We start from the raw sequence: 26,848 nt of genomic DNA, 5'->3' as shown, positions 1-26,848 counted from the left end.
AGGGTACGGCCGGTCCGCCCCTTGGACGCGTCCCGTCCGTCCCGCTCGCCCCCGCTCCGTCCGGCTCGGCTCGCCCCGCGACCGGACCCGGTCCGCACGCACATCCGCGCCGTCTTCTGCTGTGCTGGGAGCCATGATGTCCAGTAGCCCGCCCCCCACCGGGCCGTCCCCCCACGGTCCGTCCTCCACCGGCCCGTCGTCCACGGGCGCGCACCCGGTGCCGCCGTCCGAGGACCGGGCCCCGGTGCGCAGACTGAAGGCCCGCGACCGGCACGAGCGGCACCGGGCCGCCACTCCGCTGGAGCTCCTCTTCGACCTGTGCTTCGTCGTCGCCGTAGCCCAGGCGGGCGTCCAGCTGGTGCACGCCGTCGCCGAGGGCCACGCCGGCCAGGGCGTTCTCCACTACGCCATGGTCTTCTTCGCCATCTGGTGGGCCTGGCTGAACTTCGCCTGGTTCGCCTCGGCCTACGACAACGACGACGTGCTCTACCGGATCGTCACCCTGGTGCAGATCGCCGGGGTGCTGGTCCTCGCGGCCGGGATCTCCCGGGCCTTCGAGGACGACGACTGGGTGGCCGTGGTGCTCGGCTACATGATCATGCGTCTCGCCATGTCGGCCCAGTGGCTCAGAGCGGCGCGCAATGCCGAGGAGACGGCGGAGCGCACCATGGCCCTGAGGTACGCGGGAGGCCTGCTGCTCTGCCAGGGCGGCTGGCTCGGCCTGCTGTTCCTGCCCGCAGGCGGCCGGGGCTGGCTGTTCCTGGCGATGGTGGTGCTGGAGCTGTGCGTGCCGGCGTTCGCCGAACGCGAGCACCAGTCGTCCTGGCACGCGCACCACATCTCCGAGCGGTACGGCCTGCTCACGATCATCGTGCTCGGCGAGACCGTCGCCGCGGCCACGGTGGCGGTGAAGTCGGGCATCGACGAGCACGACGCGCTGGGCGAGCTGCTCCCCGTCGCGGCCGGCGGGCTGCTGATCGTCTTCGCCGCCTGGTGGATCTACTTCGTGGTGCCGGTCCACGGCCATCTGCGGTCCAACCGGCAGGGTTTCCTGTGGGGGTACGGGCACTACCTGGTGTTCGCCTCGGCGGCCGCGATCGGGGCGGGTCTCGAGGTGGCGGTGGAGCAGGCCGTGGGCAAGGCGCACATCTCGACGCTCGCGGCCACCTCGGCGGTGACCCTGCCGACGGCGCTGTTCCTGATCACGGTGTGGGCGCTGCACGCGCGGCACTTCAAGGTGGGCGTCGCCGAGCAGGCCGTACTGCCGGCGGCCGCGCTGCTGGTGCTCTGCTGCACCTTCCTCGGCGACCCGGGGGTGCTGGTGGCGGGGCTGGTGCTGGCCCTGGCGGTGGCGGCCGGGGTGGTGCTGACCGCGCGACGGGCCTCGCGGGAGGGGAGCCGTCCGGCGGCCGCGGCGACGTGAGCGGCGACGTGTCCGCCGCCGCCCGGGCTGCCGTTTCCGGCACCTCTTCCTGGACCACACTGGCGTCATGACAGTGGACGGATTGACGGACGTCGGCGGTGTGCTGGTGGGGCATGCGACGCGCGCCGGCGACGGGTGGCTCACGGGGACGACGGTGGTGCTCGCGCCGGAGGCGGGGGCGGTCGCGGCCGTCGACGTACGCGGCGGCGGTCCGGGCACCAAGGAGACCGACGCGCTCGATCCCCGCAACCTGGTGCAGAAGGTCCAGGCGGTGGTGCTGACCGGCGGCAGTGCCTACGGGCTCGACGCGGCGTCGGGAGTGATGGCCTGGCTGGAGGAGCGGGGACGCGGAGTGCGCGTGGGCCCCGACCCGGCGCACGTGGTGCCGGTGGTGCCCGGTGCCTGCGTCTTCGATCTGGGCCGCGGGGGCGACTTCCGGGCCAGGCCGGACGCGGCCACCGGATACGCGGCGACGGAGGCGGCCCACGCGAGCACGCCGGGCGAGAGGGTGGCCGAAGGGTGCGTCGGGGCCGGCACGGGAGCCGTGGTCGGCACGCTCAAGGGCGGGGTCGGCACCGCGAGCACCGTGCTGGACTCGGGCATCACGGTGGCGGCGCTGGTGGTGGCCAACGCCGCGGGGTCGGTGACGGACCCGGAAACGGGGATGCTGTACGGGGAGTTGTTCCGGGGCGGCCGCGTGGAGTATCCGGCGCCGGACATCCACGCGACCGCGGAGCGGCGGCTGGCCGCGGTGGCGGCGAGGAACGCGCCGCCACCGCTGAACACCACGCTCGCCGTCGTTGCCACCGATGCCGACCTGTCGAAGGCGCAGGCGCAGAAGCTGGCCGGCACGGCGCACGACGGCATCGCACGCGCCGTACGGCCGGTGCACCTGCTCAGCGACGGCGACACGGTGTTCGCGCTGGCGACCGGGGAGCAGCCGCTCGACGCCGGGCAGCCGCTCGCGCTGAACGAGGTGCTGGCGGCGGGCGCGGACGTGGTGACGCGGGCGATCGTCCGAGCGGTCCGGGCCGCCACCCCGGTGGACGGACCCGGCGGGGCGTGGCCGTCCTACGGGGAGTTGTACGGGTAGTTGCACGGCCACGCGTAGGGCACGCATGGGGCACGGGCAGGGGATGCGCTGGAACGCGATGGGATGCACCGGAATGCGCCATGCCGCGTACCGGGGCGCGGGCGGGGAGGTGTGCGGGGCCCGCGCGGCGGGCAGGTGCCTACGGAGTCACGAAGACGAAGAGCGGTCCGACAGGCTCCTGAGCAGCGGTTTTTGACGGCCCGTCGGCTCGCACGGGAACTTCTTGCGTGACTACCGCGTTTTTCGTGCATACGTTTTCTCGGTTCCCGGGCACGACGTCCGACCGAGGGGCTACGGTATGCACCCACAAGGTGACATGCAGCAACGCCGGGAGAAACCTTGAGCGTTCCGTACGAGACGGCAGCGTACGAACCACCCGAGTCGCCCGAGTCTCCGGAGGAGCATCTCATGCGGCTACTCGGTCGCGCCCTGAACTCGTTCGAGCTGCCCGACGAGACGATACGGCTGCTGGACTGCGCGCTCGCGCACGACGGCTCCCTGCACTCCGCGCACCACAGCGCGGGGCTGCACCGCGAGACGTACCGGCACACCTGGCTGCTCGCCGACGGCTCGGCGCTGACCCTCTGGGAGCTCGTCCACAACCCCGCGCCGGGCAGCGAGCCGCAGCACGAGGTGTACGTGGACGAGGAGGAGCTGCGCACCGCGACCGCGCGGCTGGCACTGCCGCCGGAGACACCGGACTTCGAGCTGGCGGTGCAGGTGCAGTTGTCCCCGGTTCCCGCCCCGCGGCACGCCTATGTCCGCGACGCCTCGGCCGACCACGCCCGCCGGCTGCTGCGCCGCGCGGAGAACGCCGACCGGCCCGGAGCCGACCTCGCCGCCCTGCTGGCGACGGCGTCCGCGCACCAGATCACCCAGGCCTTCGGCGTCCCCGGGCGCGCGGGGCGCGCCCGGATCGGCTTCTCGCTCTACGAGCACGCGTTCTTACTGCCCGACGGCGCGGAGATCTCCCTCTGGGAGGTCGAGCACACGGACACGCCCGACGGCCGGCACATGTGCGAGGTCTACGACAGCGAGGACACGGCCCGCCTGGCGATGGAACGGCGCGCGGCCCAGGTGTCCTAGCGGCCCGGGTGTCCTAGGGACTGTCCGGCTGCGGCTGTCCCTCCCAACTCACCCCAATGGGCCGCCCGGTGCGGGCGCCGCCCGCGGCGCTCGCCGTCCGTCCTTCCCCTTATCCCCTTACGCCGCCACCGGCTGCTTCGCGCCCGACGGAGCCGACGGGTCCGTACCGCCGCCCGGCCCCTGGGCCGTCGCACCCGGCACCGGCCTGCGCAGCCCCTTGAGGACGATCACCAGCGCCGTCGTGACGCACACGCCGGCCGCGACGGCGACCAGGTAGAGCAGCGGGTTCCCGATCAGCGGGACCACGAAGACGCCGCCGTGCGGGGCGCGCAGCGTGGCACCGAAGGCCATGGACAGGGCACCGGTGATCGCGCCGCCCACCATGGAGGACGGGATGACACGCAGCGGGTCGGCTGCGGCGAACGGAATCGCGCCCTCGGAGATGAAGGAGGCGCCCAGGACCCAGGCGGCCTTGCCGTTCTCGCGCTCGGCGGCGTTGAAGAGCCGGGCGCGCACCGTGGTGGCCAGGGCCAGCGCCAGCGGCGGGACCATGCCGGCCGCCATCACCGCCGCCATGATCTTCATCGCGGAGTCACTCGGGTCCGAGACCGCGATGCCCGCGGTGGCGAAGGTGTAGGCAACCTTGTTGACCGGGCCGCCGAGGTCGAAGCACATCATCAGGCCGAGCAGCGCGCCGAGCAGGACCGCGTTGGCGCCGGAAAGACCGTTCAGCCAGTCGGTCATCGCCTCCTGCGCGGACGCGATGGGCTTGCCGATCACCACGAACATCAGGAACCCGACGACCGCCGAGGAGATCAGCGGGATCACCACCACCGGCATGATGCCGCGCAGCGCCGCCGGTATGCGGACCCGCTGGATCGCCAGCACCACGGCGCCGGAGATCAGACCGGCCGCCAGTCCGCCCAGGAAGCCCGCGTCGATGGTCAGCGCGATGGAGCCGCCGACGAAGCCGGGGACCAGGCCCGGCCGGTCGGCCATGCCGTAGGCGATGTAGCCGGCCAGCACGGGGACGAGGAAGGCGAAGGACACGCCGCCGATCTGGTAGAGCAGGGCCGCCCAGCTGTCCGCCTGGGTCCACACGAAGTGGTCCATCACGGACGGCGCCTTGTTGATCTCGTAGCCGCCGATCGCGAACCCGAGGGCGATCAGCAGGCCGCCCGCGGCGACGAACGGGACCATGTAGCTGACGCCGGACATCAGCCACGTGCGGAGCCGGGTGCCGTACCCCTCGCCTGACTCGCCGCCGCGCCCGACCGGCGTGGCCCCGTCCGCACCGGCCGCGCCGCCGCCCCCCGCGCCGCCGGCCGCCGTGACCTCGCCGCGGGCCGCCTTCGAGCGGACCTCGCCGATCAGCTCGCCGGGCCGGTTGACGGCCGCCTTGACGCCGGTGTCGACGGTCGGCTTGCCGGCGAAGCGGTCCTTCTCGCGCACGGCGACGTCATGGGCGAGGATCACGCCGTCCGCCGCCGCGATCACCGCCGGGTCGAGCCGGGTGAAACCGGCCGAGCCCTGGGTCTCGACGACGACTTCGACGCCCGCCTCGCGCCCCGCGTTCTCCAGCGACTCGGCCGCCATGTAGGTGTGTGCGATGCCGGTGGGGCAGGAGGTGACGGCGACGATCCGGAACGGCCGCCCGGACTCGCCGGCCCCCTCACCGCCGGACTCTCCACCGCCGGACTCCTCGCCGGCCGAATCGCCGGGCCCGTCACCTGCCGCCACGCCGGCCGTCCCGCCCGTCGCATCGCCGGCCGTCCCGCCCGTCGACTCACCGACCGGCTCGGCGCCCGCGCGGGGTTCGTCCGCCGGTGCCGGATCCTCCCCGCGGATCAGCGCCGCCGCGTCCGCCGCGTCGCCCACCGAGCGCAGCGCGGCGGTGAACTCGGCGTTCATCAGCTGCCGGGCCAGCGCGGACAGGATCGTCAGATGGGCGTCGTCGGCCCCCGCCGGTGCGGCGATCAGGAAGACCAGGTCGGCCGGCCCGTCCGCCGCCCCGAAGTCGATCCCGGCCGCACTGCGCCCGAAGGCGAGCGTCGGCTCGGTGACGTGCTCGCTGCGGCAGTGCGGGATGCCGATGCCGCCGTCGAGGCCGGTCGGCATCTGCGCCTCGCGGGCGGCCACGTCGGCGAGGAAGCCCTCCAGGTCGGTCACCCGGCCGCGGGTCACCATCCGTTCCGCGAGGGCGCGCGCCGCCGCTTCCTTGGTCTCGGCGGACAGGTCGAGGTCGACCAGATCGGCGCTGATCATGTCGCTCATCGCGGGCTCCTTAGCTCGCGTATCGCCCGCAACTCGGGCTCAGGGGCGGGGAAGGGAAGGAAAACGGCACGGCAGAGGAGGTTCACGACGCGGGCTCCCGGAGCGCACGGTCCAGGGGCACCTCGGCCGTGACGGTCACCGCTGCCGGGTCCAGGTCGCCCGGCGTCGGCATCACACTGCCGGGCAGCCGGACGGCGGCGGCACCGTGCGCGACGGCGGAGGCCAGGGCGGCGGGCCCCACTCCCCCGGCGACGAGGAAACCGGCCAGGGAGGAGTCCCCGGCACCGACGTTGCTGCGTACGGCGTCCACGCGGGCGTTGCCGTACCAGGTGCCCGCGTCGTCCACGAGCAGCTGGCCGTCGGCGCCGAGGCTGGCGAGCACGGCCCCGGCGCCCAGCTCCCGCAGCTCCTCCGCGGCCTTCACCGCGTCGCCGACGGTGCCCAGCGGACGCCCGACGGCCTCGGCCAGTTCCTCGGCGTTGGGCTTGACCACGTCCGGCCGCTCCCGCAACGCCTGGAGCAGCGCCGGTCCGGAGGTGTCCAGGGCGATGCGGACCCCGGCGGTGTGGGCGCGGGCGACCAGGTCGGCGTACCAGGACGGGGCGAGCGAGCGGGGCAGGCTGCCGCAGCAGGCGATCCAGTCCGCGTCGTGCGACTGCCGCCGTACGGTCTCCAGGAGCAGTTCCCGTTCGGCCGCCGTCAGTTCGGGGCCCGGCGCGTTGATCTTCGTCAGGACGCCGTCGGCCTCGGCGAGCGCGATGTTGGAGCGGGTGGCCCCGGCGATCGGCACCGGCGCCACCTCGATGCCCTGCGCGTCGAGGAGGTCGGCCACCAGGGCGCCCGGCGCGCCGCCGAGCGGGAGCACCGCGACGGTGCGCCGTCCGGCCGCCGTCACCGCACGCGAGACGTTGACGCCCTTGCCGCCCGGGTCCACCCGCTCGCCGGTGGCGCGGACGACCTCGCCGCGGTCCAGCCGGGGGAGCTCGTAGGTGCGGTCGAGGGACGGGTTGGGGGTGACGGTGAGGATCATGCGCGTACTACTCCCGTGCCGGCGCGCTCGACGGCGTTGGTGTCTTCGGGGCTGAGCCCGCTGTCGGTGATCAGCAGGTCCACGTCGTCCAGGGCACCGAAGCGGGCGAAGTGCTCCTGCCCGTACTTCGAGGAGTCGGCCACCAGCACCACCCGGCGGGCGGCGGCCACGGCGGCCCGCTTGACGGCGGCCTCGGCGAGGTCGGGCGTGGTCAGGCCGTACTCGACGGAGAAGCCGTTGGCCGCCACCACGGTCACGTCGGCGCGGATCTCGCCGTAGGCGCGCAGCGCCCAGGCGTCCACGGCGGCGCGCGTACGGTGCCGCACCCGCCCGCCGACCAGGTGGAGCTGGATGCCGGGGTGGTCGGCGAGCCGGGCCGCGATGGGCAGGCTGTGGGTGACGACGGTCAGCGAGGCCCCGGGCGGGATGGCGGCGGCCATGCGGGCCACCGTCGAACCGGCGTCGAGGATCAGCGTGCCCTCGGCCGGCAGCTCCGCGAGGGCCGCCTCGGCGATGCGGTCCTTCTCGTCGGCGGCGGTGGACTCGCGCTCGGCGAGGTCCGGCTCGAAGTCCAGCCGCCCGGCGGGAATCGCGCCGCCGTGCACCCGGCGGAGCAGTCCGGCCCGGTCCAGCGCCTTGAGGTCGCGGCGGATGGTCTCCGCCGTCACCTGGAACTCCTCGGCCAGCGACACCACGTCCACCCGGCCACTGTCCCGGGCGAGCCGGAGGATCTCCTGCTGCCGCTCCGGTGCGTACATGACCGTTCACCTCCGAACCGTGCCCGAACCTGTGGTTTCTCTCGGAGGCTACGCCCGGTTTTCCGGGATGTAAACAGGAACACGGACACGTTCGGACCCAAGTGGGCACGAACGGGCACAGGCGCTGAGTGGAAGCCGACCGCTGAGTGGAAGCCGGCCACTGAGTGGGAAGCCGGCCCTGGCCGGAGAACAGGGGACAGGGGGAGAGAACAACCGGGAGGGCCACCGAGGGACGGCCACGAGGGCGACCGGTAGGACAGATGCTGTCCCAGATGTGCGGCATCCTCGGTGGATGACGACGGACACTCCGGCCCGGCTGCTGACGCTCCTCTCGCTTCTCCAGACGCCCCGTGAATGGCCCGGCGGCGAGCTGGCCGAACGGCTCGGCGTCTCCCGGCGCACGATCCGGCGGGACATCGACCGCCTGCGCGAGCTGGGCTACCCCGTGCAGGCGTCCATGGGCTCGGACGGCGGCTACCGGCTGGTCGCCGGGAAGGCGATGCCCCCGCTGGTCCTCGACGACGAGGAGGCGGTGGCCATCGCGGTCGGGCTGCGGGCCGGAGCCGGGCACGCGGTCGCGGGGCTGGACGAGGCGTCGGTCAGGGCGCTGGCCAAGCTGGAGCAGGTGCTGCCGTCGCGCCTGCGGCACCGTGTCACGACGTTCCATGCCGCGACCACGCCGCTGACCGGCGGCGACGGCCCGGGCATCGACCCCGGGACACTGACCGTCATGGCCTCGGCGGTGGCCGGGCAGGAGCGGCTGCGGTTCGCCTACCGCGCGGCGGACGGCACAAAGTCGCGCCGCCTCACGGAGCCGCACCGGCTGGTGTCGACGGGGGCGCGCTGGTATCTGGTCGCCTACGACCTCGGCCGGGAGGACTGGCGGACCTTCCGGGTGGACCGGGTCGCCGAACCGTTCGCCACCGGCGCGCGGTTCACGCCCCGGGAGCTGCCTGCCCGGGACGCCGCGGAGTACCTGCGGCGCTCACTGCAGCGGCTCGGCGACTCCTACGAGATCGACGTCCTCTTCGCCGTACCGGCCGAGGTGGCCGCGTCGCGGCTGCCGCAGTGGTTCGGGGCGCCGGAGGCGACCGACGACGGCATGTCGTGCGTGCTGCGGGCGACCGTGTCCGACGCGCCGGAGGCGGTGGCGGTGCGGCTCGCGACGACGGGCCTGGAGTTCCGGGTGCGGCGGCCGGCGGAGCTGGCGGACCGCGTCCGGGAACTGGCGGCACGGCTCGTACGGGCGACGGAGAGCACGTGACGGCCGCCGTCGGCGCGCCCGCCCGACCCCCGGGTCACGCGTCGGCGGCGCCGGCACCGGCCCCGTCGCCCGGAAGGCCCCCATCACGGCCATCACACCCACCGCCGCCATCGCCCCAGTCGAACTCGCGCAGCGCCTGCAGGTTCCGCAGTGCCGTCTCCAGCGGGCCGGGCGCCCCCGGCGGGCGGGCCGCCCAGTGCTCCACCGCGACGCGTACGGCCGCGGCCGCCACCGCCGCCCCGAACTGCAGCCGCGGGGTGGACGCCAGCCGCGCGGCCGCGTGGGCGTCACCGCCGGACATCCGCGCCGCCAGCGCCTGCAGCAGACCGCGCTCCGTGACGTGGCAGACCTCCGCCCACACCTTGCGCAGCGCCGGACTGCTCTCCGCGAGCCGGACGAGGGTGCGGGCCCACTCCCAGGAGGGCGCCGAGACCGCGGCCCCCGGCGTCAGCGTGTGCCGCACGGCGTGTTCCAGGGCCTCGGGCGGGGACAGTTCGGCGGGGGCCTCGCGCACCGTCCGCACCCAGCCCTCGGCGCCGAGGGCGTAGAGCGGGGCGACAGCCTCCTCCTTGGTCGCGAAGTACCGGTAGAAGGTGCGCGGGGCGACTCCGGCGGCCCGCGCGATGTCCTCGGCCCGGGTGGCCCGCAGGCCCTGGCCGACGAAGAGGCGGGCCGCCGCGCGGGCGATCTCCATCCGGGTTTCGGCCTTGCGCCGCTCGGTCAGGGAGACGGGCCCCTGCCCCGGGTCGGGGGATGCGGGGATGGTGCTGCTCACTTCGGCAGGCTATGCCGCTGTGGCAGAATCTGCCATTCGGCGGGCCACCCCGGGGTTCAGGTTCGGGGTGCCCCGCCTCCCCGCTCTGCTCCGGCACCCGGCCGATGCCCCTACGCGGACCGGCCCCGGCCCGCTCGCGGCACGGAAAGAGCCGGACCCGGCGCCTCGGGGGGAGAGGCACCGAGCCCGGCTCGGGGAAGTCCCGGCGCCGGGGGGAGTGCGTCGGGACGTGGTCCACAGGTACGGCGGGGCTCGTCGGTCTTGTTCCCGGCCCTCGCCGGTTGAAGCAGCGTTGTACGGCCATGTTCGCGCGGCCTTCGCCCACCGGCGCACGCCCCAACCGTCACGTCACGCCCCCGCGTCACGCGGCGACCGGCCGTACGCCTCCGTGCGGCCCCGCACGGCGACGGTCAGGCACCTCGGCCGGCACCACGACCGCGCACCACGACCGCGAACCTCGACCGGGGACGCGGCCGCTCACGCCGTAGGCTACGCCGCCGCCTCGAAGCCGGTGGAGCGGGCCAGCTTCTTCAGTTCGAGCAGCGCGTGCTTCTCGATCTGGCGAATGCGCTCACGCGTGAGGCCGTGCTCCTTGCCGACCTCGGTGAGGGTGCGCTCGCGGCCGTCGTCGATGCCGTACCGCATCTTGATGATGGACGCGGTGCGCGGGTCGAGGCGGCCGATGAGGTCGTCCAGTTCCTCGCTGCGCAGCAGGGTCAGCACCGACTGCTCGGGCGAGACCGCGGAGGTGTCCTCCAGCAGGTCGCCGAACTGGGTCTCGCCCTCGTCGTCCACCGACATGTTCAGCGAGACCGGGTCGCGGGCCCAGTCGAGCACGTCGGTGACGCGCTCCGGTGTCGAGCCCAGCTCGGCCGCGATCTCCGCGGGCTCCGGCTCGCGGCCGTGCTCGCGGTTGAACTCGCGCTGCACACGCCGGATCCGGCCCAGCTCCTCCACCAGGTGCACGGGCAGCCGGATGGTGCGCGACTGGTCGGCGATGGACCGGGTGATGGCCTGCCGGATCCACCAGGTCGCGTACGTCGAGAACTTGAAGCCCTTGCGGTAGTCGAACTTCTCGACCGCGCGGACCAGACCGGCGTTGCCCTCCTGGATCAGGTCCAGGAGCGGCAGGCCACTGCGCGGGTAGCGCCGGGCGACCGCGACGACGAGACGGAGGTTGGAACGGATGAAGACGTCCTTGGCCCGCTCGCTCTCGTCGATCAGGGCCTGGAGCTCCTCCCGGGTGGCGTCCGCCCCCGTCTCCTCATAGCCTTCGAGAACCTGCCGCGCGAACACACCGGCCTCGATGGTCTGGGACAGCTCGACCTCCTTGGCGGCGTCGAGCAGGGGTGTGCGGGCGATCTCGTCGAGGTACATGCCGACCAGATCGCGGTCGGCGAGCTCTCCGCCGTTGGCGCGGACGCTGGTTGCCGCGCCGGAGGTCTCGCCGGTGGCGGACTTACGACGGGCGACGGCACGGGTTGCCATGCGTGCTCCCTTGCGATGGTGGTTCAGCGGGTGGTCCTTCGGACGTCCGGACGCCGTACGGTGTCTCCCAGCGGCCGGATTTCGCCTCCAGCCCCTGACGGGACTCTCCTCGGGTGCCCTGCATCCGATGGAAACAACGACTGGAAACCGGACAGAATTCCCAACCCGTCCCTCGATTTTTCTGATCATGCAGTACCCTGTGCCGCCACACGAGGAGGCGGGATGGCGACGGGGCACACGGAGGTCCAGGTCAGACCGGGGAGCGAGGACGATCTCAAGGCCCTCACCGACCTCTACAACCACTACGTGCGTGAGACGCCCGTCACCTTCGACACCGAGCCCTTCACTCCCGAGGAGCGCCGCCCTTGGCTGCTCTCCCACCCTGAAGACGGCCCGTACCGCCTGAGGGTTGCGACGGACGCGGACTCACAGGAGATTCTGGGCTACGCCAGCTCCGGCCCCTACCGCCCGAAGCCCGCCTACGCGACCTCGGTGGAGACCACCGTCTACGTCGCCCCGCACGCCGGCCGCCGCGGCATCGGCTCCCTGCTCTACGCGTCCCTCTTCGACGCCCTGGCCGGCGAGGACGTGCACCGCGCCTACGCGGCCGTCGCCCAGCCGAACGAGGCCTCGGCCCGGCTGCACGCCCGCTTCGGCTTCCGGCACGTGGGCACGTACCGCGAGGTGGGCCGCAAGTTCGGCCGCTACTGGGACGTGGCCTGGTACGAGCGGCGCCTGTAGCCCGCCCGGGCCGCGGTAGCCCGCCCGGCCGCGGCCCGCCCCGGCGGATCCCTTCCCCCCAGCCCCTCAGCCGAACTGCACCGACCTCTTGGCCAGGCCCATCCAGAACCCGTCGATCACGGACCGGCGCCGGTCCAGCTCACCGGTCGCGTCCGCCGCGCCCATCGCCACGAACAGCGGCGCGAAGTGCTCCGTGCGCGGGTGGGCGAGCCGTCCCGCCGGGGACTTGCGGGCGAAGTCGAGCAGCCCGTCCACGTCGCCGGACTCCAGCGCGGACCGGCCCCAGTGGTCGAACTCCGCAGACCACGAGGGGATGCCGCCCTGGCGCAGCGCGGCCAGGTTGTGGGTGAAGAAGCCGGAACCCATGATCAGTACGCCCTCGTCGCGCAGCGGCGCGAGCCTGCGGCCGATCTCCATGAGCCGCACCGGGTCGAGGGTCGGCATGGAGACCTGGAGGACCGGTATGTCGGCGCCGGGGTACATCTCGACCAGCGGGACGTAGGCGCCGTGGTCCAGGCCGCGGTCGGGGACGTCCTGCACCGGCGTGCCGGGGGCGCGCAGCAGCCCGCGCACGGACTCGGCGAGCGCGGGGGCGCCGGGGGCCTCGTACCGCACCTGGTAGTAGTGCTCCGGGAAGCCCCAGAAGTCGTAGACGAGAGGGACGGTACGGGTGGCACCGAGCGCGAGCGGAGCCTCCTCCCAGTGGGCGGAGACGACGAGGATCGCCCTGGGGCGGGGCAGGTCGGCGGACCAGGCTGCGAGTTCACCGGGCCAGACCGGGTCGTCGGCGAGCGGCGGCGCGCCGTGACTGAGGTAGAGGGCGGGCATGCGGTCCTGCGTGGCGGCGGCCATGGCGCGACTCCCAATCCGGTACGTGACCCAGCGCATGAACCAGTACTTCAACTAGTACTTGAACTCTCAATCTTTACTTGCCAACAATCTACGCCTAAGTTGTTCAACCTTCAAGGAGTCGTCTCTTACAGTGGGATACATGAACACGGCACCCACCCCGGCGTCCTCCGCCGGGCCCGAAGCGCCCGCCGAGCCCCCCACACCCCCCACACCGGCCGCCCCCGAAGCCCCCGCCGCAGGCCACGCCCCCGACGAGCCCCGCTGGCTCACCGCCGGGGAGCAGTTCGTGTGGCGCTCCTACATCGAGGCCGCCACCCTCCTGGAGGACCACCTCGACCGGCAACTCCAGCGCGACGCGGGCATGCCGCACGTCTACTACGGCCTGCTGGTCAAGCTCGCCGAGTCACCGCGCCGGCGGCTGCGGATGACGGAGCTGGCCAAGTACGCGAAGATCACCCGCTCCCGGCTCTCGCACGCGGTCGCCCGCCTGGAGAAGAACGGCTGGGTACGCCGCGAGGACTGCCCCTCCGACAAGCGCGGCCAGTTCGCCATCCTCACCGAGGAGGGGTACGAGGTGCTGCGCCGGACCGCGCCGGGGCACGTGAACGCCGTACGCCAGGCGGTCTTCGACCGGCTCACCCCGCAACAGCAGGAGTCCCTCGGCGAGATCATGCGGATCGTCGCCGAGGGACTCCAGCCCAGCGAAGCGGGCGCGGACCTGCCCTGGCTGCGCTGAGCGCGCAGCCGGGGCAGGTCCTGGGAACCGTGCGCGGGGGCGTCCCCTCCCCCTTGCGCACGGGTGGATCAGAGGGCCCGAAGGGCCCGAGCGGGTACCGCGTCCGGTGTCGTCAGTGGGCGACGACCGGGATCGGCAGCTCGTCCTCGGCCGCGTCGCCCGCACCGGAGCCGCTGACCGCGGGGCCGCCGGGGCGGCCGGCGTTGACGAAGGTCAGGGCGATCGCGGCCGCCACGACCAGGATGCCGACGGCGAACCAGATGGCGCTGGTGTAGCCCTGCACCTGGCCCTGCAGCTGCACCAGCTGCTGCTGGGAGCGGGAGGACGCGCCGCCCATGTGGTCGGCGATGTACGAGGTGGTCGCCGAGGCGGCGATCGTGTTCAGCAGTGCCGTACCGATCGCGCCGCCCACCTGCTGCGAGGTGTTGACCATCGCCGAGGCGACACCGGCGTCCCGCGGCTCCACGCCCATCGTGGCCATGGACATCGCCGGCATGAACGCCGTACCCATGCCGAGGCCGAGCAGGAGCATGCCGGGCAGCAGCACACCGGCGTAGGAGGTGTTGATCTCCAGCTGGGTGAGGAACAGCATGCCGGCGGCGGCGACCAGGAAGCCGGGGCCCATCAGCAGCCGGGGCGCGACCCGGGTCATCAGCCGGGCGCCGATCTGGGTAGAGCCCGTGATCATGCCCGCGATCATCGGCAGGAAGGCGAAGCCGGTCTTGACCGGCGTGTAGCCCTTCACGACCTGCAGGTAGTAGGTCAGGAAGAGGAACAGGCCGAACATCGCGATGACGGCCAGGCCCAGCGAGAGGTAGATCCCGCCGCGGTTGCGCTCGGTGATGACGCGCAGCGGCAGCAGCGGGGCCTTGACCCGGGCCTCGACGAACACGAAGGACAGGAGCAGCACGGCGGCGCCGACGAACATGCCGACCGTCGTGGCGTCGCTCCAGCCGTTGGACTCGGCACGGGTGAAGCCGTACACGAGCGCGACCAGACCGAGGGTGGACAGGACCACGCCGGGGATGTCGAGCGGCGAGCGGTTGCGGCTGCCCTTCGGCTCCCGGATGACCAGGTACGCACCGGCCGCGGCGATGACGGCGAACGGGATGTTGACGAAGAACGTCCAGCGCCAGTTCAGGTACTCGGTGAGGAACCCGCCGAGGATCAGACCCACGGCACCGCCGCCACCGGCGATCGCACCGTAGATGCCGAAGGCCTTGGCGCGCTCCTTGGCGTCGGTGAACATCACGGCGAGCAGGGAGAGCGCGGCGGGCGCGAGCAGCGCGCCGAAAACGCCCTGGAGGGCGCGGGAGCCGAACATCATCGCCTCGTTGGTGGCCGCGCCGCCGAGCGCCGAGGCCACGGCGAAGCCGGCCAGGCCGGTGACGAAGGTGCGCTTGCGGCCCCACAGGTCGGCTATCCGACCGCCGAACAGCAGCAGACCGCCGAAGGCGAGGGCGTAGGCCGTGACGACCCACTGCCGGTTGCCGTCGGAGATGCCGAGGTCCTGCTGGGCGGAGGGCAGGGCGATGTTCACGATGGTGGCGTCGAGGACCACCATCAGCTGGGCGAGCGCGATGAAGACGAGCGCTTTCCAGCGTCCGGCGTCCGGGGCGTCGGAGACGCCGGACGCCTTGACGGCTGACTGAGACATGGGGATACCCACTTCGGGACTTCGTGACGGAAAAAGGTGAGTAAAGGGACGAGTGGACCGCGGCCGGGCCGCGACCGTCCCGGACGACGACCGAGAGGCCGCCGTCCAGAGCTACGGACTACTGGGCTACTGGACCGCTCCGGAGCTTGGACTACTCCAGAGCGACGGGCTGCTGGACTACTACTGGTCGCAGGGCCGGCGCAGGTCCTCCATGGTGACTTGCGTGCCCGGCAGGGCGGTGCGGGCCGGAGCCCGCAACCCGTCCAGGAACAGCTGAAGATGGCGATGGACGAACCGGTCGGCACTCAGGCACCCCGTACCGGCCGGGGGCCGGCTGAGCTGGGCCGCGGCGATCATCAGATCGCTCACGCCCACGTCACCACGGAGCTGACCGGCCGCCTTCGCCCGGTCCATGACCTCGGCGACGAGTCGTTCGACCCGTTCGCGCGCCGCTTCCAGGTCCGGGTGGAACTGGTCGAACGTGCTGGACACCATGGGGCACAGGGCGCTGATCCGCTCGTCGGCGGAGGCGTGCACGAAGCGCTCCAGCGCCTCGAACGCGTCGCCGGTCTCCGCGAGGGCCAGTTCGGCCGCCCGTGCCGTGCGGTCCATGACCGAGCAGACGACCTCGCGGACGAGGGCGTCGCGGTCGGGGAAGTTGCGGTACACCGTGGCGTTGCCGACGCCGGCCCGGCGGGCGACGTCGTCGAGCGGCACGTCAGGGCCGTGCTCGACGAACATCTCACGGGCGGCGGTGACGATCCGCTCCCGGTTGCGCAGGGCGTCGGCGCGAGGCCTGGACACCTTGCGCTGGTCGGGGATCGCGGTCTGCACGGCGTACTCCTTCGGTCTGTGAGGGTGTTTCTCTTCTTGACGGGTCTTGCTGGTCTCGACCGAGCTGGTCTCGACCGGTCTTGCTGGTCTCGACCGAGCTGGTCTCGACCGGTCTTGCTGGTCTTGACTGGCGATCCGGGGAGCCCGTCCCCGTTTCGCTCGGACACAGGTCTAAACGGGGAGACGGTCCCCGGTTATTTCCCGCTCCCGAAGAACTTTCCGGTGACCTGACTCACACCGCCCTCAGCTGCTCCCCCCTCACGGTCGGTGAGGGGCCGGACCCTCTCACCCGATCGGCGGCTACCGGTGAGAAACCCACGATCGGCCGCCTCAGCGCGCGCCCTCGCACCCCCCGGCACAGGGTGAGGCCATGGGTGCAGCCGGTGCCGGGCGGCTGCCGTGGTCCGGGGAGGTCCGCATGCAGCCGCAGCCGCCGAGCCGACGCATACGCCCGCGCCGGCTGGCCGCGATCGGGACCGTCACCGCCCTGACCCTCGCGCTCAGCACCTCGGCGGGCACCGGCCGCCTCGCCCCCGGCACCTCGACCGCGGGCCCGGGCCCCGCCGCCCTCTCCCGCTCCTCCGCGCACGGCCCCTGCATGATCAGCGGCGGCTCCGAGATCCAGATGTCCGAGGGCGTGCCCACCTCCGCCGGTTACGCCCGCTCGACGGGCACCGTCCGCGCCCTGACCCTGATGATCGACTTCTCCGACGCGCCCGGCGAGGGCAAGGCGCTCGACCGGTACGCGGAGTTCTTCCCGCAGACCGCGAAGTGGTTCCGCACCAGCAGCTACGGCCGCCTCGACTACCGCCCCGAGACCCCGATCCGCAGCTGGCTGCGGATGCCCAAGTCGTTCGCCGAGTACGGCATAGAGCGCGGCGCCCCCTTCGAACCCGGCTACCGCAAGATGGTCCAGGACATGGTCGCGGCGGCCGACGCGAAGGTCGACTTCCGCGAGTACGACCTCGTGAACGTCCTGGTCACCCCGAACGCCGGCCCCTCCGCCCTGGACACGGTCCTGTCCGTGACCTTCGCCGGCAACAAGGAGGCCCCCGTCGCCGACGGCGTCCCGGTCGCCAACGCCTCGTTCGTCTACTCCCGCCAGGACGACGGTTCCGGCTCCTACGGCGAGACCGGCTACCGGGTCCTCCCCCACGAGAACGGCCACGTCTTCGGCCTGCCGGACCTCTACACCCAGGAAGGCGGCGGGGCGGCCGGCCACTGGGACATCATGAGCGAGGACTGGGGCGCCAACAACGACCTGCTCGGCTGGCACAAGTGGAAACTGGGTTGGCTCGACCCGTCCCAGGTGCACTGCGCGTCCGCGCCGGGCGCGACGGAGTACACGCTGACTCCGCTGGCCCGCAAGGGCGGCGACAAGCTGGTGGTCGTCCCGCTGGACGGCAGGACGGGGTACGCGGTCGAACTGCGCACCCGCGAGGGCAACGACGAGACGGTGTGCCGGCCGGGGGTGCTGATCTACAGGGTCGACGCGGACGTGGACACCGGCATGGGCCCGGTCCGGGTCTACGACTCCCAGCGCGACAGCGGCGGCTGCACCCGCAGCGCGAACGTCCACGCCGAACTCTCCGACGCCGCCTTCCGACCCGGCGAGACCTTCAAGGACCCGCGCCGGGGCATCACGATCGCGGTGTCGGCGACGGACGGCAACGGCGAGCAGCGGGTACGGATCACGCGCAGGTGAGGAGGGTCGGGCGGCAACGCCAGCGGGCCGGGACCGCCGGAACGGCCGACGGGCTTACGGTGGGCACGCTCTGACCGCCGTACCGGAAAGACGACGACCGCCCCGATGACCGCCAAACCGACGAACGAGCCCGCACCGGACCAGACCGCCCTGGACTCAGCGGTACCGGAAGCAGCAGTACCGGAATCAGTGGCACCGGAATCAGTGGCACCCGAAGCATCGGTGCCGAACGAGGCGGTCGGCCCCCTCCTGCGCGGCATCACGGTCTTGCGCCGCCTGACCGAGGCGGACGGCGTCACCCTCTCCCTCAGCGGCCTCGAGAAGGCCACCGGCCTGGCCCGCTCCACGGTCGACCGCGTCACGGCGACCCTGGCCCGCATGGGCTACGTCCGCCTGGACGGCCGCGACGTGACCCTCGCCCCCCGCCTGATGGAACTGGGCAACGCCTACCTGGCCGCCCTGCGCCTGCCCGCCCTGTTCTCCTCCCGCGCCGACGCCCTGGCCGACGAACTGGACGAGTCGGTGTCGCTGGCAGTCGGCGACCGCGACGGCATCCGCTTCATCCACCAGGCCACCCGCCGCCGCGCGATGTCCCTGAGCTTCCGCATCGGCGACCGCCTCCCGGCCGAACGCACGGCGCCAGGACCGCTGTTCGCTACGGAGTGGACCCCGGCCGACTGGCACCGCTGGCACGCCCGCAGGGCAGGCGACCCGCAGGACGCGACGTTCCCCGCCGTACCACCCCGCGACCCCGCCACCCCCGATCCCGCCCCCTCCTTCGAACACCGCACCACACAGGCGGCGACCGAAGGATGGTGCGTGGACGACCAGTTGATCGAACCGGGCCTGGTAGCGGTCTCCGTTCCCGTACGGGACCCCGGCACGGGCCGGCTGGCCTGCGTGGCGAGCGTCGTGAGCCACACCAGCCGCCACACGGCACTGGACCTGCGGGCCGCCCTCCTCCCCCAGCTGTGCGAGGCGGTCACGACGATGGAGAACGACCTGCGCGCCGCCCCGCCCCCGGCACCGGGACAGCCCCGCACCGACCTGGCCACCTGGACGAGCGCGTCGAAGCAGGAACTGGGCCGGGAGTTCGTCGAGTCCCTGGCCCGCGGCCTGACCGTACTGACCGCCTTCGGCGAGGGCCGCTCCAGGCTGACCCTCACGGAGGTGGCGAGGGCCACCGGCCTGACCCGCGCCACGGCCCGCCGGGCACTGATCACCCACACCCACGCAGGCCTGATCACCGCGTCCCGGGACCACACCTTCTCCCTCACCCCCCGGGTCCTCTCCCTCGGCTTCCCGCCCCTCTCCCGCGCGTCCCTCCCCGACATCGCCCAGCCCCACCTGACCGCCCTGGCCGCCCGCGTCGGCGAGTCGACGGCGCTGGCCGTCCTCTCCGACTCGGGCGAGGAGATCCAGTACACGGCCCGAGCCGCCGCAGGCCGCGTCCTGACCGCCCACGTCCCGGTCGGCACCCGCCTCCCTGCCCCCGCGACGGCCCTGGGCCGCGTCCTCCTGCCCCACTCCGAGGCCCGGACGCAGGGCTACGCCCTGGTCGATGAGGAACTGGAGGCCGGCCTGCGCGCGATCGCCGCCCCGGTACGCGACCGCACGGGCACGGTAGTGGCGGCCGTCAACGTGGCCATGCACACGGCCCGCCGCACGAGGGAGGCCTGCGAATCGGACATCCTCCCCGAGCTCCTCCACACGGCGTCCCACATCGAGGCCGACCTCCGCGTGGCAGGCCGCTTCGTACTGATCCCCCCGACCTGACCCCACCCACCCTCCCCACCACCGATGCCACCCCTTCCCCCGATCCGCTAACCTGTTGTCACGCCGCCCACAACGGCGCCCCGCCTTCGTAGCTCAGGGGATAGAGCACCGCTCTCCTAAAGCGGGTGTCGCAGGTTCGAATCCTGCCGGGGGCACAGGAAAGGGCACCTACGGTTTTCGTAGGTGCCCTTCGTCGGTTCAGGCTGCGTGCGGGGTGAAGGTGACGTGTGAGTCGCCTTCGTCGATGGTCAGGTTCAGCGTGCCATCCAGAGCCTTGGCCAGGCGCCGCAGCAGCGGGAGCGTCGGCACGGTGTCACCCCCCTCCATGCGGGAGACCTGGGGCTGGGTCATCCCGGCCCGCTCTGCCAGCTCCGTCTGGGACAGGCCCAGCTCGATCCGCCGGTCGTAGACCGCCTGCCCGAGGTCGCCGGCCAGGCGGGCGTCGACGTACTCCTGGTCGTGCTCCACCGCCTCACCCGCGAGCTGACGAGTCCGACGCGTCCTCCATGTGCTGTGATCCATCAGCTCTCCTTGCGCCGCTCGTAGATGTGTTGGGCGTGGCCGTGTTCGGTCTCGCAGACCTTCTGGACTTGGTGCGCGCGCTCAACTTCTGCTGCCTCGCGCATCCGCGTCTTGCGGAAGACCGTCAGCAGCACGATCCGTTGTCCGGGCGCGAGCCAGTACGGGATGCGTACCGCCTCGCCGTCCAGCTCGAAGCGGAGCTCACGCAGCTTGCCACCCAGGTGGCGGGAGTACGGCTCTCCCAGGGTCGTCGGCTCGTCCAGCAGTCGGTCCGTCTTGTCCTCGACCCGCCGGTACAGCCGGAACGGAAGCAGCTCCAGCCAATCCCGCACTTCGGGCTCGATCTCGATCTGCCATCGATCCGTCATGCAATCAATGGTATATACCTCGAAATACATAACGCAAGCCGCGGCAGCCCTCGAGGCTTGCCGTATCCGGCGGAGACCGCTTCGGTGGCGGGGCCTGGCGCCTGGGACGCACCAGTTGGAGGGCGAGATGGTCCACCCCCGCGTGGAAGGTCCGGGCGAACAGTCCGGACGTTGCCAGGGCCCCCCACAGGCCCCAGCCGACCTTCCGCGCGCCGGTCAGCGTCAGGAGTGGGCCGAGCACCATGGTCGTGCCGCCCACCCGGCATCCGGGGAAGCCGGTGGCCTCCCACTGCTCCACAGGGAGCGGGCCGTGCAGTCGGCCGCCGGTCGTCGTGACCGGGGAGGCCGCCGTGGACGTGGTCGGGTTCGTCATGCCCAGGACGACGCCCTCACCGTCCCCGCGGGGCGTCGGACCAGGAGCTGAACCGCGGGGTCATGCCCGGGGCTGACCCGTCGAGCCGCCCGGGCAGGCACCGTACGGGGGCGGGAGTCACGGGCACCGGGCCGGGCAGGGCCTTCGGTGGGCGTTCCGGAGGGCCTCGGCTTCACCCGCTCGTGGGGCCGGTGCCCTGCGCCGTCGGTGTCGGGGTGGTCGTGGAGGCTCGGCTGCGTACTGCCTCCATCAGGGCGCGGCTGGTGTCGAAGGCGGCTTGCAGGCCCTCCCGTGGGGTGGTGTCGGGGTGTTGGTGCAGGACCACGCCGAGGGCCAGGTGCTCGTGTCCGCGTCCGTCCCGTACCGTGACCGCCCACATCAGTGCGCCTCCGGCCGGGGTGCTGGAGCCGGTCTTGATGCCGACGACGCCTCGGGTGTCCAGCAGGTCGTTGGTGTTGGGGAGGGGGCCGGGCATCGCGGGGGCGGTCGTGTCCGGCCTGGCGACGATGGACCTGAAGACGTCGTCGCGCATGACCTTGCGGGCCAGTTTCAGCTGGTCGGCGGCCGTGCTCAGAGTGGTGGGCTCGATGCCGCTGGCCCCGGTGTAGGTGGTTTTGTGCATGCCCAGGTCGGCTGCGGCGCTGTTCATTCTGGCGACGAACGCCTGCTGTGATCCCGCGTCCCAGCGGGCCAGCAGCCTCGCGATGTTGTTGCCGGAGGGGATGAGCATCAGTTCCAGCAGGCGGCGCTGGGTCAGGCGTTGTCCCGGCCTGACCTCCACGGTGGACTCGGTGCCGGAGAAGGACTCGTTCACCGCCTGCTGGTCCACGGGGACCAGGGGGCCGGATTCGTCACCGTGCAGCGGGTGGTCGCGCAGGATCACGTAGGCCGTCATCACCTTGGCGACGCTGGCGATCGGCACCGGTCGTTCCGGGCCGTGGGCGCCCAGGTCGCCGCGCTCGCCGAGCCCCTCGATCAGCACCGCCGCCTGGCCGTCGTCCGGCCAGGGGAGGGTGGTGGGGGCGGCGTCCGCTCCGCTGTCGGTGCGGAAGAGGATCGTCAGGGCCATCAGCGTGGCCAGGGCGGTCGCGGCGGCGGCGAGGAGGGCTCCGCGGTGCCGGGCGGGGGTGCGGGGGCCGTCGGGGCCACGAGTGTCGCCGGGGTCGCCGGGGTCGGGCAGCCGGTGCATGGGAGCCACCTCCGGAGGGTGTGGTGCGCGGCGTTCGCGCTCCGTTGCCACTCTCGGCGGGGCCGGTGTCCGCACGGCCGTGGGCGGGTCTTCGCTGCCGCGCGGCCGGTCATCCGTTGCGTAACAGCGGATGACCGGCTGCTCCCCGCGTTACCCGGCGGGCGGGAGGCGGAGAGTCGCCACGGCGCCGCCGTCGGGGGCGTTGGCGAAGGTGAGGGCGGCTCCGACGACCCCTGCCTGGCCCAGGGCGATGGTGAGTCCGAGTCCGTGGCCCCGGCCGCGTTCCGGTGTTCCGGTGCGGAAGCGCTGGGGTCCGTCGGTGAGCAGGCCGGGCGGGAAGCCGGGGCCGTGGTCCCGCACGGTCACCGTGGTGCCGGCGACCGTGACCTCGACGGGGGCGTGCCCGTGGCGGTGGGCGTTGACGACGAGGTTGGTGACGATCCGGTCGAGACGGCGCGGGTCGGTCTCGGCGCACCCGGCGCCCGTCGCGGTGAACCGCGTCCGCAGCCCGGCGCGGTCCAGTGACTCCGGGACCGCCTCGGCCAGCGGTACCCGCCGCAGCTCGGCCCGCTCGGCTCCCGCGTCGAGCCGGGAGATCTCCAGCAGGTCCTCGACCAGCGTGCGCAGGACTCGTACCCGGTCCTGCACCAGGGCGGTGGCCTCCCCCTCCGGGAGCAGTTCGCCGGCCGTGACCAGGCCCATCAGCGGGGTGCGCAGTTCATGGGCCACGTCGGCGGTGAAGCGCTGCTCGGTCAGCAGCCGCTGGTGCAGGCTGTCGGCCATCGAGTCGACCGTGGCCGAGATCGCGGCGATCTCGTCCTTGCCGCGGCCCGCCCCGATCCGGGCGGTCAGGTCTCCGGACCCGATCCGGCGGGCGGTGCGCGCCACCCGGCGCAACCGACGGTGCGGCAGTTCCGCGGCGAGCGCCGACAGGGGGACGACGACGGCCAGGGCGAGCAGGGAGTACTTCCACATGTGCCGGTCCAGGGCGCGGCGCGTGAGCAGGTCGGCCGTCATGTCGACCTCCACGGCGACGGGTTGGCCGCGGTACGTGCGCGCCGCCCACATGGCGGGGTGGTCACCGGGCCCCGGCTCCTCGTACCAGGTGACGGCGCCGAGCGCCCCCTCCTGGCGGTCGCGGAGCCGGTGCAGCAGCTCGTCGGGAGCGGCGTCGGGCAGGAAGTGGAGGCCGGGGGGCGGGGTGCCCTCGCGCTCGTAGTCCTCCAGGTCCCGGGAGAGCGTCGTGAGGGCCTTCGCGGCGCCGTCGTTCATCGACCGGTCCCGGGTGCTGGAGTGCACCAGGCTTCCGACGGTGAGCGCGACGGCGCAGCAGCACACGGTGACGAGCAGGCAGGTCTTCCAGCGCAGGGAACGCCAGTTGAGCAGGTCGCGTACGGCGGCCACGTCAGCGCCGCAGCTTGTAGCCGAACCCGCGTACCGTCTCGACGCGGTCGGCCCCGATCTTCTTCCGCAGCCGCTGCACGCACAGGTCCACCACGCGGCTGTCGCCGTCCCAGCCGTAGTCCCACACGTTGCGCAGCAGGGCCTGGCGGTCCAGTACGGTGCCGGGGTGCGCGGCGAACTCCAGCAGCAGCCGCAGTTCGGTCGGGGCCAGCGCGACGGGGCGGCCGGCCAGGGACACCTCCAGGCCCGCGGTGTCGATGGTCAGGTCGCCGAAGACGAGCAGGGCCGGGTCGCGGTCGTGGTCGCTGTCGCGGCCGTCGGGGCGGTGGCGCTCCGGTCGTGCCCGGTCCGCCTGGGCGGGGGCGTAGACCGCGCGGCGCAGCAGTGAGCGGATGCGGGCCACCAGCACCGCGGTGTCGACGGGCTTGACCACGTAGTCGTCGGCGCCGGCCTCCAGTCCGGAGACCACTTCCAGGGCGTCGCCGCGCGCGGACATCATCAGCACGGGGTCCATGCTGGTCTCCCTGATCCGGCGGCACAGCCCGATGCCGTCGAGGCCGGGCAGCATCACGTCCAGGAGCAGCAGGTCGTGGCGGCCTTCGCGGAACAGCTCCAGTCCGGTGAGTCCGTCGCCCGCGGACATGACGCGGTAGCCGTAGCGCTCCAGCGCCATGGTGACGGACCTGCGGATGACCTCGTCGTCCTCGACCAGCAGGATCGTCACGGGGGCGGGGGCGGCTACGGGTGCGGGGGCGTCCCTGTCAGTCACTGGGTCCGGTCTTCCTTCTTCGCGTCCTGTCCCGACTCGTCCCGTTCCGGCCGACTCGTCGCGGTCCGGATCGTCCCCTTCGCATTGTGCCTTCCGTAGGACGACGACCGGGCATCCGGCAGCGCTCAGCCATGTATCGGCCTCGTATCGGCGGGCTCACCGCACGGGGCCGGCCGCTCCCCCGTCGCCGTGGCCCTGGTAGCGCAGCAGCAGCATGGCCGCGTCGTCGTGGTGGGGGCCCGCCGTGTGGCGCACCAGGTCCTCGCGCAGGGCGTCCAGGGCGCGGTGGACGTCGGGGTCCTCCAGGAGGTGGGGGCGGTCGGCGAGGGGGTAGAAGGCGCCCTGCTCGTCGCGGGCCTCGGTGACGCCGTCGGTGTAGAGGAGCAGTTGGTCGCCGGGGGTGAAGGGCACCGCGTACGGGTCGGGGGCCGGGCCTCCGTGCGCGGCCAGGCCCAGCGGGAGGGCGTAGGCGGGCGGCTCGGGGAAGTCGGCGGTGCCGTCGGGGTGGACGACCATCGGCGCCGGGTGGCCGTAGTTGAGGAGGACGACCCGGTGGTCGTCGCCGATCTCGGCGAGGATCGCGGTGACGAACTTCTCGTCCTCCAGCTCGCGGGCGACGCTGCGTTCCAGCCGTTCGCCGAGCGCGGTCAGGTCCTTCTCGTCGTACGCCGCCTCCCGAAACGTGCCGAGCACCCGCGCCGCCGTCTCCACCGCCGCCAGGCCCTTGCCCTGGACGTCGCCCACGATCACGCGGACGCCGTGCGGTGAGGCCACGACCTCGTACAGGTCGCCGCCGATCCGGGCCTCGGCGAGGGCCGAGGTGTACGAGACGGCCGCCTGCAGCGGGCCCGCGGTCAGCGGCACCGGACGCAGCAGGACCCGCTGGGCGGCCTCGGCGATGGAACGCACGCTGGCCAGCTCCGCCTCCCGGCGCGAGCGCATCACGGCCGCGGCGATACCGGCGCCGGTCACTCCGGCCACCGACACCATGGCGGTGTAGCCGCGGGGCCGGTCGAAGAGGCCGTTGTACATGCCGAGGCCGACGCAGAGGAGCAGCGCGACCAGTCCGATCAGCGCCGTACGCCGCCAGCCGCCGACCAGTCCGGCGAAGGCGGGCCCGAGCGACACCAGCGGCAGCAGTCCCACGCCCGGCCCCGCCGTGATGTCGCCGACGACGACCACGGTCATGGCCGCCACCGGCATCCAGGACAGTGCGACGGAAGCGGACGGCGACTTCTTCACGGTCATGGATCCACTCCGGTGTCGCGGCGCTCAAGAGCCGCCTTGCCCTGTGACCGGGCGTCTCTCCCCGGATGCTTAGCCTAGGCAAGCATGTGGCCCGCGAGGAGTTTCCCGGCAGGCCTTAATCCAATCGAGAGACCGGAGCCCCGCCGGGCATCGTGACGCGGCCCGGCCGGGTCCGGCGAGGTGCGGCGCGTCACGTGGCCCGTACCGCGCCTGCCGCCCGGGTCGGCCACAGGCCCCCGTCGATCGCGCCCCGGCGGCTCACCGCGGTCAGGGTGAACGTCACCGTGAGCGAGGCGAGAGCCATCACGGTCATCGCCGTCGCCGACGAGGTCAGCTGGGCGACCGTGCCGGCCACGGTCGCGGCCACGCCCTGCATGGTGAGCATCCCGGCGGAGTGCAGGCCGAGGGCGTGGCCGGAGAGGTCGTCGGGGGTCAGCGCGACCAGGCGCTCCTGCTGCACCAGGCTCGCGCCGAATCCGAACGAGGCCAGCGCGACCAGTACGGCCGTCAGCGGCAGCGGCGGGCGCAGGAAGAGGACGAGGTACGGCGCCGCCAGCAGCACCAGGAGCGGGATGCCGAGCCGCGGGCGCAGCCGGGGCGGGAGCAGCCGGCCGACCGTCACGTCCCCGGCCAGCATGCCCAGGGCCGCGCCGGCGAAGAGCGTGCCCGCGGCGCGCGGGTCGTAGGAGACGTACAGGGACTCGCAGCCGACGACGAGGCCGTTGGGGATCCACAGGGCGAGGTAGACGTGCCGGCGTGCGGGGGCGGACCACAGCCGGGCGTTGGCGCTCCAGGTGGCCCGTACGGAGGGGCGGCCCGAGGCGCGGGGCGGGCGGCGGGTCAGGCGGAGGGCAAGGGCGGCCGACGTGCCGTACAGGGCGGCCGCGATCAGCAGGCACAGGCGCGGTGACAGCACGGCCACCAGGACGCCGCCGGCCGCGTATCCGGCGATCTGCATGACGCCGCTCATCATGTTGAAGAGCGAACGCCCCGACAGGTAGCCGTCCTTGGAGAGGATCTCGGTCAGCAGGCCCCAGCGGACGCCGCCGCCGAGGGAGGCGATCAGTCCCTCGGCGAGGACGATGGCGAGCATCGCCCAGACGGGCAGGCCGGGCAGCGCGAGGGCCGAGGTGGCGGCGGCGAAGGCCAGCGCGAGACCGGCCAGCGTCGCACGCGGCGGCAGCCGGTCGGCGCCGGAGAGGAAGAATGTGGCGCCCAGCACCTGGGCGAGCGCCGGTCCGAACATGCTCAGCGCGGACAGCAGCGGCGAGTTCGTCGCCCGGAACACGAGCGTGCCGAGGGCCAGTCCGCTCACCGTCTGGGCGGCGATGTTGGCGGAGGAGGAGAGGAAGAGCGGGCTGAACTCGGGGGTCCTGAAGAGGTCGGTGTAGGTCCTGCGGGGGGTGTCGTCCGGCATGCGGGGAGTCTGGGGCGGGGCGGGCTGCCGCGGTTATTGTTTCGTGCGGACGCGAAACATCGTCTT

General features: G+C 73.0%; 23 protein-coding genes and 1 tRNA gene. 9 read left to right on the top strand and 15 right to left on the bottom strand.

Annotated features, from left to right (window positions below):
• Window positions 1-133: 133 nt before the first annotated feature.
• The 3 genes from IG94_RS0130475 (at window position 134) to IG94_RS0130465 (ending at window position 3,602) form a co-directional block, all read left to right on the top strand.
• Window positions 134-1,423 (top strand): low temperature requirement protein A, encoded by a 1,290-nt coding sequence (locus IG94_RS0130475; protein WP_052410933.1) that lies wholly within the window; start codon window positions 134-136, stop codon window positions 1,421-1,423.
• A gap of 67 nt (window positions 1,424-1,490) precedes the next feature.
• The gene (locus IG94_RS0130470; protein WP_031044522.1) at window positions 1,491-2,516 is read left to right on the top strand and encodes a P1 family peptidase; all 1,026 of its coding nucleotides are present in this window, start codon (window positions 1,491-1,493) and stop codon (window positions 2,514-2,516) included.
• Between the two features lie 339 nt (window positions 2,517-2,855).
• Window positions 2,856-3,602 (top strand): DUF6227 family protein, encoded by a 747-nt coding sequence (locus tag IG94_RS0130465; RefSeq protein ID WP_031044518.1) that lies wholly within the window; start codon window positions 2,856-2,858, stop codon window positions 3,600-3,602.
• Window positions 3,603-3,719: 117 nt separating this feature from the next.
• On the opposite strand, the gene IG94_RS0130460 is transcribed toward IG94_RS0130465, so the two are convergent.
• The 3 genes from IG94_RS0130460 to IG94_RS0130450 all read right to left on the bottom strand — a co-directional run bounded on the left by IG94_RS0130460 (window position 3,720) and on the right by IG94_RS0130450 (window position 7,664).
• On the bottom strand, window positions 3,720-5,876 hold the full coding sequence (locus IG94_RS0130460) for a PTS fructose transporter subunit IIABC (protein WP_031044515.1): 2,157 nt from the start codon (window positions 5,874-5,876) through the stop codon (window positions 3,720-3,722).
• An 82-nt stretch (window positions 5,877-5,958) separates the two neighbouring features.
• Complete coding sequence (pfkB, locus tag IG94_RS0130455; protein ID WP_031044512.1) at window positions 5,959-6,906, bottom strand: 1-phosphofructokinase; 948 nt, start codon at window positions 6,904-6,906, stop codon at window positions 5,959-5,961.
• On the bottom strand, window positions 6,903-7,664 hold the full coding sequence (locus tag IG94_RS0130450; protein ID WP_031044509.1) for a DeoR/GlpR family DNA-binding transcription regulator: 762 nt from the start codon (window positions 7,662-7,664) through the stop codon (window positions 6,903-6,905). The genes pfkB and IG94_RS0130450 overlap by 4 nt, the downstream gene beginning before the upstream one ends.
• A 292-nt stretch (window positions 7,665-7,956) precedes the next feature.
• Between IG94_RS0130450 and IG94_RS0130445 the strand changes: the two genes are divergently transcribed.
• Window positions 7,957-8,928 (top strand): helix-turn-helix transcriptional regulator, encoded by a 972-nt coding sequence (locus IG94_RS0130445; RefSeq protein ID WP_031044507.1) that lies wholly within the window; start codon window positions 7,957-7,959, stop codon window positions 8,926-8,928.
• A gap of 34 nt (window positions 8,929-8,962) precedes the next feature.
• On the opposite strand, the gene IG94_RS0130440 is transcribed toward IG94_RS0130445, so the two are convergent.
• A complete protein-coding gene (locus IG94_RS0130440; protein ID WP_052410932.1) occupies window positions 8,963-9,703 on the bottom strand; it encodes a TetR/AcrR family transcriptional regulator in 741 nt (246 codons plus the stop codon).
• A 489-nt stretch (window positions 9,704-10,192) separates the two neighbouring features.
• The gene (locus IG94_RS0130435; protein ID WP_031044499.1) at window positions 10,193-11,191 is read right to left on the bottom strand and encodes a sigma-70 family RNA polymerase sigma factor; all 999 of its coding nucleotides are present in this window, start codon (window positions 11,189-11,191) and stop codon (window positions 10,193-10,195) included.
• A gap of 222 nt (window positions 11,192-11,413) precedes the next feature.
• Here IG94_RS0130435 and IG94_RS0130430 point away from each other — a divergent pair, with 222 nt between their 5' ends.
• Window positions 11,414-11,932 (top strand): GNAT family N-acetyltransferase, encoded by a 519-nt coding sequence (locus IG94_RS0130430; RefSeq protein WP_031044496.1) that lies wholly within the window; start codon window positions 11,414-11,416, stop codon window positions 11,930-11,932.
• A 66-nt stretch (window positions 11,933-11,998) separates the two neighbouring features.
• Here IG94_RS0130430 and IG94_RS0130425 read toward each other — a convergent pair whose 3' ends face one another.
• Window positions 11,999-12,760 (bottom strand): dioxygenase family protein, encoded by a 762-nt coding sequence (locus tag IG94_RS0130425; protein WP_037772701.1) that lies wholly within the window; start codon window positions 12,758-12,760, stop codon window positions 11,999-12,001.
• Window positions 12,761-12,923: 163 nt separating this feature from the next.
• On the opposite strand from IG94_RS0130425, the gene IG94_RS0130420 reads away from it, so the two are divergent.
• The gene (locus IG94_RS0130420; protein WP_031044494.1) at window positions 12,924-13,520 is read left to right on the top strand and encodes a MarR family winged helix-turn-helix transcriptional regulator; all 597 of its coding nucleotides are present in this window, start codon (window positions 12,924-12,926) and stop codon (window positions 13,518-13,520) included.
• Between the two features lie 112 nt (window positions 13,521-13,632).
• On the opposite strand, the gene IG94_RS0130415 is transcribed toward IG94_RS0130420, so the two are convergent.
• Both IG94_RS0130415 and IG94_RS0130410 read right to left on the bottom strand, forming a co-directional pair.
• Complete coding sequence (locus IG94_RS0130415; RefSeq protein WP_031044493.1) at window positions 13,633-15,177, bottom strand: MFS transporter; 1,545 nt, start codon at window positions 15,175-15,177, stop codon at window positions 13,633-13,635.
• Between the two features lie 180 nt (window positions 15,178-15,357).
• On the bottom strand, window positions 15,358-16,011 hold the full coding sequence (locus IG94_RS0130410; RefSeq protein WP_031044492.1) for a TetR/AcrR family transcriptional regulator: 654 nt from the start codon (window positions 16,009-16,011) through the stop codon (window positions 15,358-15,360).
• 418 nt (window positions 16,012-16,429) lie between these two features.
• On the opposite strand from IG94_RS0130410, the gene IG94_RS0130405 reads away from it, so the two are divergent.
• From IG94_RS0130405 to IG94_RS0130395, 3 genes are all read left to right on the top strand, one after another.
• Complete coding sequence (locus tag IG94_RS0130405) at window positions 16,430-17,716, top strand: M6 family metalloprotease domain-containing protein (protein ID WP_031044491.1); 1,287 nt, start codon at window positions 16,430-16,432, stop codon at window positions 17,714-17,716.
• Window positions 17,717-17,821: 105 nt separating this feature from the next.
• Window positions 17,822-19,492 carry an IclR family transcriptional regulator domain-containing protein gene (locus IG94_RS0130400; RefSeq protein WP_078892481.1) on the top strand — a complete coding sequence of 557 codons (1,671 nt, stop codon included), beginning with the start codon at window positions 17,822-17,824 and terminating at the stop codon, window positions 19,490-19,492.
• 82 nt (window positions 19,493-19,574) lie between these two features.
• A tRNA-Arg gene (locus IG94_RS0130395) sits at window positions 19,575-19,647 on the top strand.
• A gap of 43 nt (window positions 19,648-19,690) precedes the next feature.
• Here IG94_RS0130395 and IG94_RS42975 read toward each other — a convergent pair.
• The 7 genes from IG94_RS42975 to IG94_RS0130355 form a co-directional block, all read right to left on the bottom strand.
• On the bottom strand, window positions 19,691-20,014 hold the full coding sequence (locus tag IG94_RS42975; RefSeq protein WP_031044488.1) for a helix-turn-helix domain-containing protein: 324 nt from the start codon (window positions 20,012-20,014) through the stop codon (window positions 19,691-19,693).
• A complete protein-coding gene (locus IG94_RS42970) occupies window positions 20,014-20,382 on the bottom strand; it encodes a type II toxin-antitoxin system RelE/ParE family toxin (protein WP_031044486.1) in 369 nt (122 codons plus the stop codon). Before IG94_RS42970 ends, IG94_RS42975 begins: the two co-directional genes overlap by 1 nt.
• Before the next feature lie 545 nt (window positions 20,383-20,927).
• Complete coding sequence (locus tag IG94_RS0130375) at window positions 20,928-21,944, bottom strand: D-alanyl-D-alanine carboxypeptidase family protein (protein WP_031044482.1); 1,017 nt, start codon at window positions 21,942-21,944, stop codon at window positions 20,928-20,930.
• A gap of 150 nt (window positions 21,945-22,094) precedes the next feature.
• Entirely contained in the window at window positions 22,095-23,348 is a 1,254-nt protein-coding gene (locus tag IG94_RS0130370; protein ID WP_031044479.1) for a sensor histidine kinase, read from the bottom strand.
• A 1-nt stretch (window position 23,349) separates the two neighbouring features.
• Entirely contained in the window at window positions 23,350-24,072 is a 723-nt protein-coding gene (gene cseB / locus IG94_RS0130365; RefSeq protein WP_031044478.1) for a two-component system response regulator CseB, read from the bottom strand.
• A 201-nt stretch (window positions 24,073-24,273) separates the two neighbouring features.
• Window positions 24,274-25,365: a PP2C family protein-serine/threonine phosphatase gene (locus tag IG94_RS0130360; RefSeq protein WP_031044476.1), complete on the bottom strand. Its 1,092-nt coding sequence runs from the start codon at window positions 25,363-25,365 to the stop codon at window positions 24,274-24,276.
• A gap of 190 nt (window positions 25,366-25,555) precedes the next feature.
• On the bottom strand, window positions 25,556-26,782 hold the full coding sequence (locus IG94_RS0130355) for an MFS transporter (RefSeq protein WP_031044474.1): 1,227 nt from the start codon (window positions 26,780-26,782) through the stop codon (window positions 25,556-25,558).
• Window positions 26,783-26,848: the final 66 nt, after the last annotated feature.

Source organism: Streptomyces olivaceus, assembly GCF_000721235.1.
GTDB lineage: Bacteria > Actinomycetota > Actinomycetes > Streptomycetales > Streptomycetaceae > Streptomyces > Streptomyces olivaceus.
This window is presented reverse-complemented; position numbering and strand designations above follow the sequence as displayed.